At 61.0% G+C, this 12,577-nt stretch carries 13 protein-coding genes; 6 read left to right on the forward strand and 7 right to left on the reverse strand.

Features of this window, described 5'->3' with window-relative positions:
• Positions 1-93: 93 nt before the first annotated feature.
• The 7 genes from RAS12_RS18775 to pmbA form a co-directional block, all read right to left on the reverse strand.
• Positions 94-804 carry an ABC transporter ATP-binding protein gene (locus tag RAS12_RS18775; protein WP_306937982.1) on the reverse strand — a complete coding sequence of 237 codons (711 nt, stop codon included), beginning with the start codon at positions 802-804 and terminating at the stop codon, positions 94-96.
• A complete protein-coding gene (locus tag RAS12_RS18780) occupies positions 801-1,589 on the reverse strand; it encodes an ABC transporter ATP-binding protein (protein ID WP_306937983.1) in 789 nt (262 codons plus the stop codon). Before RAS12_RS18780 ends, RAS12_RS18775 begins: the two co-directional genes overlap by 4 nt.
• A complete protein-coding gene (locus RAS12_RS18785; protein ID WP_306937984.1) occupies positions 1,582-2,457 on the reverse strand; it encodes a branched-chain amino acid ABC transporter permease in 876 nt (291 codons plus the stop codon). The genes RAS12_RS18780 and RAS12_RS18785 overlap by 8 nt, the downstream gene beginning before the upstream one ends.
• Positions 2,458-2,460: 3 nt before the next feature.
• Positions 2,461-3,342, reverse strand: a complete 882-nt coding sequence (locus tag RAS12_RS18790; RefSeq protein WP_175177627.1) for a branched-chain amino acid ABC transporter permease — start codon at positions 3,340-3,342, stop codon at positions 2,461-2,463.
• Between the two features lie 87 nt (positions 3,343-3,429).
• Positions 3,430-4,584 (reverse strand): ABC transporter substrate-binding protein, encoded by a 1,155-nt coding sequence (locus tag RAS12_RS18795; RefSeq protein WP_306937987.1) that lies wholly within the window; start codon positions 4,582-4,584, stop codon positions 3,430-3,432.
• 257 nt (positions 4,585-4,841) lie between these two features.
• Positions 4,842-5,939 carry a TRAP transporter substrate-binding protein gene (locus RAS12_RS18800; protein WP_306937989.1) on the reverse strand — a complete coding sequence of 366 codons (1,098 nt, stop codon included), beginning with the start codon at positions 5,937-5,939 and terminating at the stop codon, positions 4,842-4,844.
• A gap of 194 nt (positions 5,940-6,133) precedes the next feature.
• Positions 6,134-7,498 (reverse strand): metalloprotease PmbA, encoded by a 1,365-nt coding sequence (gene pmbA / locus RAS12_RS18805; protein ID WP_306937990.1) that lies wholly within the window; start codon positions 7,496-7,498, stop codon positions 6,134-6,136.
• 58 nt (positions 7,499-7,556) lie between these two features.
• Here pmbA and yjgA point away from each other — a divergent pair, with 58 nt between their 5' ends.
• From yjgA to RAS12_RS18835, 6 genes are all read left to right on the forward strand, one after another.
• Complete coding sequence (gene yjgA, locus RAS12_RS18810; protein WP_306937992.1) at positions 7,557-8,108, forward strand: ribosome biogenesis factor YjgA; 552 nt, start codon at positions 7,557-7,559, stop codon at positions 8,106-8,108.
• A 33-nt stretch (positions 8,109-8,141) separates the two neighbouring features.
• Positions 8,142-8,819, forward strand: coding sequence for an alpha/beta hydrolase (locus tag RAS12_RS18815; protein WP_306937993.1), 678 nt, complete (start codon positions 8,142-8,144; stop codon positions 8,817-8,819).
• Between the two features lie 395 nt (positions 8,820-9,214).
• Complete coding sequence (locus tag RAS12_RS18820; protein WP_371321208.1) at positions 9,215-10,219, forward strand: ABC transporter substrate-binding protein; 1,005 nt, start codon at positions 9,215-9,217, stop codon at positions 10,217-10,219.
• On the forward strand, positions 10,219-11,031 hold the full coding sequence (locus tag RAS12_RS18825; protein ID WP_306951514.1) for an ABC transporter ATP-binding protein: 813 nt from the start codon (positions 10,219-10,221) through the stop codon (positions 11,029-11,031). The genes RAS12_RS18820 and RAS12_RS18825 overlap by 1 nt, the downstream gene beginning before the upstream one ends.
• A gap of 3 nt (positions 11,032-11,034) precedes the next feature.
• On the forward strand, positions 11,035-11,871 hold the full coding sequence (locus tag RAS12_RS18830) for an ABC transporter permease (RefSeq protein ID WP_306937995.1): 837 nt from the start codon (positions 11,035-11,037) through the stop codon (positions 11,869-11,871).
• Between the two features lie 9 nt (positions 11,872-11,880).
• Entirely contained in the window at positions 11,881-12,573 is a 693-nt protein-coding gene (locus RAS12_RS18835; RefSeq protein ID WP_306937996.1) for a cysteine hydrolase family protein, read from the forward strand.
• Positions 12,574-12,577 lie beyond the last annotated feature (4 nt).

Genomic DNA, 12,577 nt, shown 5'->3' on the forward strand with positions numbered 1-12,577 from the left:
GCAAGCGTGAAGAATCCAGAAAGCAGCCGGCCGCATCAATAAGCTGCGGCCGGTGCATATGCGATCAGGGGACGCATCCCCCGCCCGTGAGCATCAGGCGCCCAGGTAGGCTTCCAGCACGCGAGGATGGCCCAGCAATTCACGGCCCGTGCCGGTCAGCGCCATGGCGCCGTTTTCCAGCACATAACCTTGCTGCGCAATCTTCAATGCTTGACGAACGTTCTGCTCCACCAGGAACAGCGTCAGGCCATCGGCGTTGATAGCACGCAATGAACGGAAGATTTCTTGCACGACGATCGGGGCCAGGCCCATCGACGGCTCGTCCAGCAGCAACAGACGGGGCTTGGCCATCAAGGCCCGGCCGATGGCCAGCATCTGCTGTTCGCCGCCCGACAGATTGCCCGCCGTGCCGGTGATCCGTTCCTTCAGGCGCGGGAACAGGTTGAACACATATTCCAGATCCGAACTGACGTTCTTCAGACCGCGGCGGTAAGCGCCCAGCTCCAGGTTTTCCAGCACCGTCATGGTGGTCAGAATGGCCCGGCCTTCCGGCACCTGCACAATGCCGCGCGCCACCAATTGGTGAGGCGCCAGATTGGTAATGTCTTCGCCTTCGAACAGGATGCGGCCGCGTGCCTTGGGCAACAGGCCCGACAGCGCCAGCAGCGTGGTCGATTTGCCGGCGCCGTTGGCGCCGACCAGGGCAGTGATTTCGTTGGCGTTCAGGTCCAGATCAATGCCGCGCACGGCTTCAATATGGCCATAGTTGACTTCGAGTCCGCGGACTTCCAGCATCACGCTCATTGTGCGGCCTCCGCTTGTTCAGTGTCTTCGTCGTCTTCGCGGCCCAGATAGGCTTCGATGACTTGCTCGTTATTGCGGATCTCTTCGGGGCCGCCGCAAGCGATGATCTTGCCGAAGTTCAACACCGCGATGCGCTCGCACAGACCCATGACGAAGCGCATATCGTGCTCAATCATCAGGATGGTGTAGCCGCGATCGCGAATCGCCAGAATCTCACGCATGAGTTCTGCGCGTTCGCCGGTGTTCATGCCGGCCACCGGCTCATCCAGCAACAACAGCTTGGGCTCGGTGGCCAGCGCGCGCGCCAGCTCCAGGCGGCGCTGCTCGCCGTAAGACAGGTTGTCGGCCAGATCATTGGCCTTGTGGTCCAGGCGCATCCACGTCAACAGCTCGTGCGCACGCTCACGGGCGCGCTTTTCGTGCTCGCGGTACGCAGGCAAGCCCAGCAGCAAGCTGGGGAAACCGTAGTTCATGTGACGGTATGCGCCCACCACCACGTTTTCCAGCAGCGTCATCTCTTTGAAGAGACGGATGTTCTGGAAGGTGCGGGCAATGCCCATCCGCGTGATGCTGTGCGGTTTTTTGCCCAGCACGCTTTCGCCGTTGAACGTAATGGAGCCGCCGCTGGGCGGCAGCAGCCCGGTGATCAGGTTGAACACCGTGGTCTTGCCAGCGCCGTTCGGGCCGATCAGGCCAAAGATGGCGCCTTCGGGGACCGACAGGCTGACGTCATGCAACACGTGCAGGCCGCCAAAACTCTTGGAGACGGAGGACAGTTCAAGCATGGCGCTTGCCTCCTTGACGACCTTGACGCATCCAGCGCTTGAAGCGCGCCGGGTCCCAGATGCCTTGCGGCAGGAACAACACAATCAACACCAGGATCACTCCGTTCGCGATCAGACGCAAATCCGCAAATCCGCGCAGCAGTTCAGGCAGAACCGTAATGATGAAGCTGCCAATCACGGGGCCAGCCAGGCCGCCGATGCCACCCAGAATTGCCATGGTCAGGATTTCAACGCCCCGGTCGAAACCGTATTCGTTGGGACCAATAAAGAAGGTCAGGTGTGCGTTCAATGCGCCGGCCAGGCCAGCGATCATCGCGCCGGCCACAAACGCCAGCATCTTGTTGGCGCGCACATCGATGCCCATCAGGCCAGCCGCCGTTTCGTCGCCGCGTATGGCGTCAAACGAGCGGCCGATCTTGGAGGCGCGAACACGCCACAGCACGAACAACACAATGACGACCGCCAGCACCACGTGCCACCACTGCGTCAGCTGCGGAATGCCGTTAAGGCCCAACGCGCCGCCCGTGACCGATTCCGTATTCAGCACGGTCACGCGCACGACTTCGCCAAAACCCAGCGTTGCCATGGCAAGGTAGACGCCTGATAACCGTATGGTTGGTATGCCGATAAGCGCCGCAACCAGGGCTGGCGCCGCCATGCCGCCAGCAATGGCAACCGAGAACGGCGCGTCGTAGTTCATGGTGAGCAGCGCGGCGGCATACGCCCCGATGCCCATGAAGGCCGCATTCGCCATGGCCAGCATGCCGCAAGCCAGGGTCAGCCAGATAGAGAGGGCCAGCAATGCGTTGGTGCCCAAGGTGAGCACCAGGTTGCCATAGATGGCCCAGAAGTTTTCGAATCCGCTCATTCTTTAAGCCTTGCGTTGAACCACTTTGCCGAACAGTCCTTGCGGGCGCACCAGCAGGATCAGGAACAGCAGGCCGAAAGCCACCGCGTCGCGCATGGTGGAGCCGATGTAAGCCACCGACAACACCTCGGCGAAGCCCAGGAAGAGACCGCCCAGCATGGCGCCGCGAATGTCGCCCATGCCGCCCAGGATGATGACCGCGATGCCTTTGTGCAGCATCGGCTGGCCCATCAGCGGGAACAGCGCATTCGAGTACAGACCGATCAGCACGCCAGCCACGCCACCCAGGGCGGCGGCCGCGAACGAGGTCGTGACGAACAGCTTTTCAACGTTGATGCCCAACAGCCATGCGGCCTTGGGCGATTCGGCAATGGCGCGCAAGGCGCGGCCGAACTGCGTGCGGCGCATGACATACATCAGCACGGCCATCAGCGCGAACGACAGGAAAATAATGCCGAGTTCGATGACGGTCAGGTGCAGGCCAGCGACCTCGATCACTTCCTCGGGCACAGTGCCATGCGGGAAGCGCAGGTTGCTGGCGCCGAAGATGCTTTGCGCGCCGTTATTCAGGATGATGCCCACGCCAATCGTGGCGATCATGGGAATCAAGTGGGGAGCGTTGCGTTTGCGCAGCGGCTTGAGCACCAGGTAGTCAATGATGACTCCGGTAAAGCCAGCGACGAAAAAGGCAACCATCAGCGCGCCCCACAGGGGCAGGCCGAATTGCTGAACGACGAACAGTGCCGCGTAGGCGCCAACCATGAATACGGCGCCATGCGCCAGGTTGATCACCCCGAGCACGCCGAAAATCAGCGTGAAGCCCAGCGCGAACAGTGCATACACACAGCCCAGCGACAAGGCGTTGACGAATTGTTGTTCGAACATGATGGGACTTTCCAAATCAAAAGCGCCTTGCGAACGGCGGCGGCGCCGTCCGCAAGGCGCATCCCCCCGCGCGGGGATGCGTACTGCTTACTTCTCGATGACGTACTTGCCGTCCTTGGTCACGCTGACGATCGGCGCCTGGTCGGCGTCGTAGCCGGCGGGCTTGCCGGCGCGATCGTTGGCTTGGCGGAACTTGAACGGGCCGGTGGCGCCAGTCCAGGTCACAGCCGGCAGAGCGTCGCGCAGTGCGGCGCGGTCCTTGGGCAGTTCGCCAGTGCGCTTGGTGTTCTTCAGCGCCTGAGCCACGATGTACATGGCGTCATACGACTGGGCTGCGAACTGGTCGGGCGAACCGTTGAACTTCGCCTTGTAAGCGTCGATGAACTTGGTGTTCTCGGGCGCCTTGTTTTCGATCGACCACGGGCTGCCGATCCACAGATTGTTCGACGCGCCGCCAGGGGCCAGGTCGAAAATCTTGACCGAGTTCATGCCGTTGCCGCCGATAACCGGCACGTTCAGACCCAATTGACGGGCTTGAACCATGATCGGAGCGCCTTCAGCCAACAGTGCGGACAGCACGATGGCGTCAGGGTTGGTGCCCTTGATCTTGGTCAGCTGGGCCTTGAAGTCCACATCGCCCTTGGCGAAGGTTTCGGTCGTCGTGACCGGGATCTTCTGGTCTTCCAGCGCCTTCTTGAAGTTGTCGTAGCCGCTCTTGGTGAAGACGTCGTCGTTACCGTAGAGCACCGCCACGTTCTTCAGGCCGGTCTTGGCCTTGACGGTGGAGATGGTGGCCGGCAGCACGTCGGCTTCGGTAACCGAGTTGCGGAACACGTAGTTGCCGATGGACGTGATGCCGTCAGCGGTGTTGGACGTGCCGAAGGCGACCGTCTTGGCAGCCTGTGCGACCGGGTCGGCAGCTTGGGCCGAATTCGACAGCGTGGGGCCGAAGACCATCAGGACGTTGTCCTTGAAGATCAGTTTCTTGAAGACGTTGATGGCTTCTTCTTTCTTGCCTTGTTCGTCTTCGATCACCAGCACAATCTTGTCGCCGTTGATACCGCCCGCAGCGTTGATTTCATCAGCGGCAAGCTGGAAACCATTGCGGATCGATACGCCGTATTGGGCGGCGCCGCCGGACAGGGCTTCTGCCACACCCAGCTTGATGTCAGCCGCGTGCGCAGCCGGGAGGACACCGGCGGCGATGAGCGCGGCCAGCAGCTTCTTGGTCTTGGATTGCATGGTTGATACCACCCTAAAGTCTGTCTCGGAATATTGGTAATCCGGGCTGGTGTAATCCCGCCGGATTGACGTCTTATGCCGCCTAAAGGCGCCATGTTTGCGCGTCAAGACCCGGGATATTACTCCTTTGTATCAGGCCGATACTCGAATGTGGTTCGACAAAAGCCTGAAAACCGCCCATTTTTTTGTAAAAAACGACGTGTTACTAGCAAAAACCCTACTCTCCGCCGAATGCCATTCGGCTGACGGAGCCTCCTTTACGCCCGGGCCGAAAGCGCCACGCCCAAGTATTGGCCGTAAGCGCTTTCAGTCAGGCGGAACCACGGCATCTCGCTATCGCGAAAGCCCATATAACTGTCGTGTATTGCCTTGAACTTCGGGTCTTTGGCGCCCAAGTCTTTGTAGACCTGCTGCGTGGTCTCGAACGCGACGTCCATGATCGATCGGGGAAACGTGCGGACTTGCGCGCCATTTGCCGTCAATTGCGCCAAAGCCACCGGGTTGCGGGCGTCATAGCGCGCGGTCGTAGACACATGCGCGGCCAGCGCCGCAGCCTCAAGCACTGACTGGTAGTTCTTCGGCAGCTTGCTCCAGGCCTCGTCATTGATATAGAGCGACAACTGTTCGCCGCCCGCCCACCAGCCGGGTGCGTAGTAATACTTAGCTACCTTATTGATGCCCAGCTTGTCGTCATCGTAGGCGCCGGCGCCCGCCACTGCCTGCAAGCCGTCTTTCTGGAAAGCTTCTGCCAACTTGGCCAGATCTGCCGGTTGCGGCGATACGCCCATACGCGTCAGAACGTCCGCTGCCAGTCCGCTGACGCGCATTTTCAGGTCTTTCAGATCAGCCAAACGCTTGATTTCCTTCGCGTACCAGCCGCCCATCTGGGCGCCGGTATTACCGAGCGGGAAATTGATGATTTTTTCGGGTTTGAAGAGCTCGCGGGTCAGACGCAGGCCGTCGCCTTCGCTCATCCAGGCGTTCATCTGGCGCGCATTCAGCCCGAAGGGCACGGCGGCGTCGAAGCAAAAGGCGGGATTCTTGGCGTACAGCATGCGGGAAGAGGCGTGGCCGCAGTCCACCTTATGGGTAGACACCGCTTCCAGCAGGTCTTCCGCAGCAACGATTTCGCCAGCAGGAAAATGGCGGATGTTGAATTTTCCGCCCGTGGCTTCCGAGACGTACTTGCAGAAGCTTTCGCCTGCGCCGATGCGCAGGTCCAGCGTGCTGGGAAAGCCAGAGGACAGGCGCCAGCTGATCGACGGCATGTCCTGCGCGAACGCAGGCGTGCTGACGGCGGCTCCCGTTGCGACGGCGCCGAGTCCGGCGTGCTTCAAGAATGAACGTCGTTGCATCTCTTTGCTCCTACACAGCAACACCCGCGACTTCGAGCGATACCCGCCGGATATTACACGTTGAGCGGGGGTGGTATGGCTAGAGGAATTCCCGCAAGAGGGGCAACGTGCAAAGAGCGGACGGATCGGGTCTGGAACACCAGCGTCGGCCGCGCGCGCCTGATCTGCGCGCCGGCCAAACGCCACGCCTGGGATCAGGTCCCGGCGATTGCCATTTGTTCGATCAGGATCGAACCCGTGGTCTTGGTGCCGCGAGAAATGGTGTCCGCGCCCACGGCGACGATCTGCTGGAACATGTCGGCCAGGTTGCCGGCAATGGTGATTTCCTGCACCGCGTGCTGGATCTTGCCGTTTTCGACCCAGTAACCGAACGCGCCGCGCGAGTAGTCGCCCGTAACGTAGTTGACGCCCTGGCCGATCAGTTCGGTGACCAGGAAGCCGGTGCCCAGTTTCTTGAGCATGGCTTCAAAGTCGTCGCCGCGCTGGGTGAGCGTGGAGCTGAACACCAGGTTGTGCGAGCCGCCGGCGTTACCGGTCGTGGTCATCCCCAGCTTGCGAGCGGTGTAAGACGACAGGAAATAGCCTTCCAACACACCGTCCGACACGACGTTGCGGCGGCGTGTGCGCACGCCTTCGTCGTCAAAGGGCGAGCTGCCCATGGCGCCGGGGATATGCGGGTCTTCGGTCAGGTTGATGTGCTTGGCAAAGATAGGCTTACCCAAGGAATCCAGCAGGAAGCTGGCCTTGCGATAGAGCGCGCCGCCATTGACGGCTTGCGTCAAGGCGCCGACCAAACCGAGCGCCAACGGCGCTTCGAACAGGACAGGAAACTTGCCCGTGCGGATACGGCGGGCCGACAGGCGCGACAGCGTGCGCTCGGCGGCGTAACGGCCGATGGCCTCGGGCGATGCCATTTTGGCCGGGTCGCGCTCGGAGGTGTACCAGTAGTCTCGCTGCATGCCATTGCCGCGGCCCGCGATGGGCGCGACGGACAGGCTGTGGCGCGAATACGGATACCCGCCCAAAAAGCCGCGTGTGTTGCCCATCACGAATTGGCCTTCGTAGGTGCCTACGGTGGCGCCATCGGTATTGGTGATGCGCGGGTCCACGTCGCGCGCGGCGCGTTCGGCGCGCAGCGCGAGTTCGGCGGCTTCCTCGGTGGTCACGGTCCAGGCGCGATGCAGGTCCAGATCGGGGAATTCGGTGGCCAATTGATCGGCGTCGGGCAGACCGGCGGCCGGATCGGCGGCGGTATGCCGGGCGATGTGCCAGGCGGCTTCGACCGTCTGGCGCAGGGCGGCTTCGGAAAAGTCGGAGGTCGAGGCGGAACCGCGGCTTTGGCCGGCGTAGACCGTCAGGTCGAGCGACCGGTCGCGTGTCTGCTCAACGGTTTCAATGTCGTTTTTGCGTACCGAGACCGACAGACCCAGGCTTTCCGAGACTTCCGCCGCGGCGTCAGAGGCGCCAATCTGGCGCGCGTAGGCGAGGGTTTGTTCGACGAGTTCGGAAAAACGCGCGTGATTCGCCGCCAGCGGCAAGGATGAGGAGGATTTAACCATTGCTGTCCAATTTGCAGAGACGGTTATCATAGCCAAGTCTGTCATTGCGCAGTTTTCCATGAATTCCCATACTGAAGAAGAATCCGTCGACGACGGTTACGACGAGAACGGCTACGACCGTCCCAGCAAGTCCCAGATCAAGCGTGATATGCACGCCTTACTGGACCTGGGCAAACAGTTGATCGATCTGTCCCCCGAACGTCTCAAACAGCTGCCGCTGGCCGAACGCCTCTATGAGGCCATCCGCACAGCGCAGCGCACCACTGGCCGGGAAGGCCTGCGCCGTCAGGTCCATTTTGTGGGCAAGCTGATGCGCGACGCGCCTGCGGATGAAATCCGCGCCCAGCTCGATGTCTGGGAAAACGGCTCGCGCGAAGAAACCGCCGCCATGCATCGCCTGGAGACGCTGCGCGACCGCCTGCTGGACGATGACGACGCGCTGACCAAATTGCTGGCGAACAATCCGCAAGCGGATGTGCAGCAGTTGCGTGCGCTGATTCGTGCCGCCCGCAAGGAAAAGCAGGGCAATGCCGGGCTGCTGCAAGGCCAGGAACCGCAAAAGAAGCATTACCGTGCGTTGTTCCAGGCGTTGAAGACCCTTACGCTCTGATCCCCTCCCCTTGAATCTACCTGTCCGCCGTTCATGACTGCTCCGACCGACCTGCTCGATTGCATTGAAATCGAAACCGCCCCTCATCCCACGCATGCCGTGATCTGGTTGCATGGCCTGGGCGCCGACGGCAATGACTTCGCGCCCATCGTGCCGGAGCTCGACTTGCCGGCCGGGCTGGCCGTGCGCTTTGTGTTCCCGAACGCGCCTGTGCAGCGCGTGACGATCAACAACGGCATGGCCATGCGTTCCTGGTACGACATCCTGGTGATGGACCTGGTTCGCGTAGAAGACAGCAAGGGCATCCGGGTATCCGAAGCCGCCATTCACAAGCTGATTGCCCGTGAAAATGCGAGGGGCATCCCGACATCGAACATCGTGCTGGCCGGCTTTTCGCAGGGTAGCGCCATGACGTTGCACACGGGCTTGCGCCTGCCGGAAAAGCTGGCGGGCATGATGGCCTTGTCGGGTTATCTGCCGTTGGTGGATACCGCCGAGGCCGAGCGCCACAGCGCCAATAATGCGACGCCGATCTTCATGGCTCACGGCCAGTACGATCCGGTGGTGTCGCTGACGCGCGCCGAGGCTTCGCTGGCTGAACTGCAACGCTTGGGTTATGACGTGCGCTGGCACACCTACCCGATGCCGCATTCGGTCTGCGCCGAAGAAGTGCGAGATATTTCGGCGTTCTTGAACGAAGTGCTGGTCTGAGCGCTTGGGGTGCAGGACCGATGACGCCTTGCGCGCGTTTGGCGTCGAGATTCATTTGACCTGCATCCCGCGCAGCACACATCCCTCATAGCCAGAAGCGCAGCGCTCGAAACCTATCCGTTCGCTGTCGCTTTCCTGCGCCTTAAAAACCTATTTGGTATACCAACTGGTATTCAAGCTCCGAATTGTCCGGGGTCTAACGGCGCTCGTCCATAGAGAAAAACGCCAATCCCAAAATGCTTGTCGCTCATTTGTATTGAATATAGTATTCGATCCATGCCTTGCCGGCCCGGGCAGCATGCGTTCGGGCTTCCCTGTTGTTGCTGTCGATTCCATCCCATTGGCCGTGTTGCGCCGGGTTTCGGCGTGTCATACAAGACGCAGGAGAAAGTCCCGTGAAATTTTTGCCATTGCCCCGCCTGGCGGGCGCAGCGCTGCTTGCGCTGATTGCACCTTTGGCCGCTCAGGCCGAAGCCCTGAATCCACCCGTGAAGGTCCGCTACGAAGAGGTCGTGCGCTCCATCCTGTACGTGCCGAAATACGTTGCCCTGTCTCAGGGTTACTTCAAGGACGCCGGATTGGACGTGTCCATGAAAACGTCCCAAGGCACCGACAAGGGCATGACCGCCCTGCTGTCGGGCAGCGCCGACATTGTGCTGATCGGCCCAGAAGCGTCCATCTATGTGCAGAACAGCGAATCGCCCGTCAAACCGAAGATTTTCGCCGGGCTGACGGCCACTGACGGCTTCTTCCTGCTTGCGCGCAAACCGATCGAAAAATTTGACTGGTCGATGCTCAAGGGCAAAGACATCATCGGCTTTCGCCCCGGCTCAAATCCCATCGTCTTCCTGGAGACCGCGCTGCGCAAGCACGGGATCGATCCGCAAAAAGACGTCAAGCTCTTGAACAATATCGGCATTCCAGCGCGTGCTGGCGCATGGATGGCCGGCCAGGGGGAATACGGCATATTCCTGGAGCCCGAAGCGGGTGAACTGGTGCGCAACGGCAAGGGTTATATCGTGGCATCGGTAGGCCATGAAGTCGGCCAGGTGGACTACACGGTTTTCACCGCCACGGATAAGTACATCCGCGACAATCCCAAGGTCATTCAGGCCTGGACCGACGTGGTGGCGCGCGCCGAAAAGTACGTGAAAGATACGCCCGCCGCTACGCTGGCCCCCCAGATCATGACGTTCTTTCCCGGCATGGATCAGGGCGCAATAACGGAAGCCATCGACCGCTACAAGCAATATCAAATCTGGAAGACATCACCGCTGGTCACGGCCGAGGCCATGACGAAGCTGCAAGACATGCTGATCGCCAGCGCTGTCATGAAGGACGCCGCGCGCGTGAAGTATGAAGACGTGGTGGTGACCGACTTTGCCAAGAAGGTGCAATGATGAGCGCCGTCGTTCATAACCTGAAACCCGAGACGGCTACGGCCAAGATCGAACTGCGCGAAGTGTGCCTGTCGTACTTCACGACCGAAGGCGAAACCGAGGCGCTGTCGAACGTGTCGTTTTCGTTGGCGCCGGGGGAATTCGTCAGCCTGATCGGGCAAAGCGGCTGTGGCAAGAGCACGTTGCTGTCGCTGATCGCTGGCCTGATTCCGCCAACCGCGGGCGCGGTGATGATCGACGGCCATGCCGTCACCAAACCCAACCCCCGCATCGGCTACATGCTCCAGCAGGACTACCTGTTTGAGTGGCGCACCATTCTGGACAACGTGATGCTGGGCGCCGAAATTCAAGGCCGGCGCGATGCTCGCAGTGAAGCGCGCGCAGTCCACCTGCTTGAAAAATGCGGGCTGGGCGCATTTCTGTCGCATACGCCGCGCCAGTTATCGGGCGGGATGCGCCAGCGCGCCGCATTGGCGCGCACCCTGGTGACCGAACCCGACGTGATTTTGCTGGACGAGCCCTTCTCGGCACTGGACTCACAAACCCGGCTGGCGATCTCTGACGAAGTCGTGGACATCCTGCGCCGCGAAGGCAAGACGGTAGTGCTGGTGACACACGATATTGGCGAGGCCATCGCCATGACCGATCGCGTCATTGTGCTGTCGCGCCGGCCTGGACGGCTAAAGAGCCAGTACCGCATCCACTATGGCGATGGCGCCCGGCCCACGCCGTTTCAGGCGCGCTCGCGGCCGGAATTCAATACCTACTTCAAACAGCTTTGGGACGAGTTGGACGTCCACGTGGAGGGTTGACCCATGAACGCGCCCATTGCCAATACCGTTCCCCTGCGCGCCGTTCGCGCGCCCAGCGACAAATATCTGGATTATCTGCGCCGGGATCGCGCACGCAAGCGCAATATCCGGCTGGCGCAAGCCTTGCTGCTGGTGGTGTTTCTGTGTGCCTGGGAGATCTTGCCGCGCATGCACATTCTGAATCCGCTGCTGACCAGCTACCCCAGCGCGCTATGGCCCACATTCATAGACTTGTGGAACAACGGCAACCTGGCCAAGCACATCATGACTACGCTGTGGGCCACGCTGGTCGGCTTTACCTTAAGCATGGTGATCGGCATCATCGTGGCCGCTGCGCTGTGGTGGTCGGACTTTTTATACAAGGTGCTGGACCCCTTTCTGGTCGTGGCCAACGCCATGCCCAAGATCGCCTTCGTGCCGATTTTCTACCTGTGGCTGGGCTCGGATTACGCGGTGTACGGCATGGCCGTTGCCATCGCCGTGTTCGTGACCATCATGGTGGTGTACGCGGGTTTTCGGGGCATTGATCTGAACAAAGTGAAGCTGGCCCACACCTTTGGCGCCAGCCGCTGGCAAGTGCTGACCAAGGTCGTGCTGCCGGGCAGCGTGCCCACGCTGATCGCCGCCGTGAAAATGAACATCGGCTTGGCGCTGGTGGGCGTCATCGTCGGGGAATTCCAGTCTGCGGATTCCGGTCTGGGCTTTCTGATCATGAACGGCAGCCAAGTGTTCAAGCTGAACATCGTCATGACCGCCATTGCCATGCTGGCCGTTATTTCCAGCCTGATGTATCTGGTCGTCTATCGCATCGAAGCCGCCGTGGCGCGGCGCTACGGATAAGGAAGCACCATGGAATTTCCGCAATGGGTACAGGACCGGGTGATAGCCCGCCAGGGCTGTCTGCATCCCTATGACGAGCTGCCTGCGGGCCGCCTGGCGGTGGTCGTCGTGGACATGCAGCAATACTTCACGATGCCCGGCTACCAGGGCGAATGCGCCCCGGCTCGCGAGATCATCGATCCCATCAACCGGCTGTGTGATGCGGTGCGCGAGGCGGGCGGCGTCATCGTCTGGGTGCAGACTGCGTCCGACAATGCCGACGCGTTCTGGTCGCACCATCACAGCGTGATGTTGACGCCGGAACGCAGCGCCAGGCGCTTGCAGACCTTGCGGAGCGATGCCCCAGGTTATGCCTTGCATCCCGACCTGCATGCGCACGACACAGATCTGCGCGTGACCAAACGCTTCTATAGCGCCATGGCGCCCGGCTCGTCAGAGCTGGAACCATTGCTGCGCGGCTTGGGAATCGACACGTTGCTCATCACTGGCACGGTCACCAATGTGTGCTGCGAATCCACCGCGCGTGACGCCATGATGCGCAACTTCCGCACCATCATGGTGGACGACGCGCTGGCGGCGGTCACACCGGCCGAGCACGAGCATGCACTGCACGGCTGGCTACTGTTCTTTGGCGACGTGTTGACGGTGGACGAAGTGACGGCGCGGCTAAAGCCCGCGCACGCCACTCGAAAAATCGCCTGATCCT

This window comes from Achromobacter seleniivolatilans (genome assembly GCF_030864005.1).
Classification (GTDB): domain Bacteria; phylum Pseudomonadota; class Gammaproteobacteria; order Burkholderiales; family Burkholderiaceae_B; genus Achromobacter; species Achromobacter seleniivolatilans.

Bases quoted from the DNA above. Each gene is read 5' to 3' on its own strand.
- RAS12_RS18775 (WP_306937982.1), bottom strand. From the start codon at position 804: ATGAGCGTGATGCTGGAAGTCCGCGGACTCGAAGTCAACTATGGCCAT.
- RAS12_RS18780 (WP_306937983.1), bottom strand. From the start codon at position 1,589: ATGCTTGAACTGTCCTCCGTCTCCAAGAGTTTTGGCGGCCTGCACGTG.
- RAS12_RS18785 (WP_306937984.1), bottom strand. From the start codon at position 2,457: ATGAGCGGATTCGAAAACTTCTGGGCCATCTATGGCAACCTGGTGCTC.
- RAS12_RS18790 (WP_175177627.1), bottom strand. From the start codon at position 3,342: ATGTTCGAACAACAATTCGTCAACGCCTTGTCGCTGGGCTGTGTGTAT.
- RAS12_RS18795 (WP_306937987.1), bottom strand. From the start codon at position 4,584: ATGCAATCCAAGACCAAGAAGCTGCTGGCCGCGCTCATCGCCGCCGGT.
- RAS12_RS18800 (WP_306937989.1), bottom strand. From the start codon at position 5,939: ATGCAACGACGTTCATTCTTGAAGCACGCCGGACTCGGCGCCGTCGCA.
- pmbA (WP_306937990.1), bottom strand. From the start codon at position 7,498: ATGGTTAAATCCTCCTCATCCTTGCCGCTGGCGGCGAATCACGCGCGT.
- yjgA (WP_306937992.1), top strand. From the start codon at position 7,557: ATGAATTCCCATACTGAAGAAGAATCCGTCGACGACGGTTACGACGAG.
- RAS12_RS18815 (WP_306937993.1), top strand. From the start codon at position 8,142: ATGACTGCTCCGACCGACCTGCTCGATTGCATTGAAATCGAAACCGCC.
- RAS12_RS18825 (WP_306951514.1), top strand. From the start codon at position 10,219: ATGAGCGCCGTCGTTCATAACCTGAAACCCGAGACGGCTACGGCCAAG.
- RAS12_RS18830 (WP_306937995.1), top strand. From the start codon at position 11,035: ATGAACGCGCCCATTGCCAATACCGTTCCCCTGCGCGCCGTTCGCGCG.
- RAS12_RS18835 (WP_306937996.1), top strand. From the start codon at position 11,881: ATGGAATTTCCGCAATGGGTACAGGACCGGGTGATAGCCCGCCAGGGC.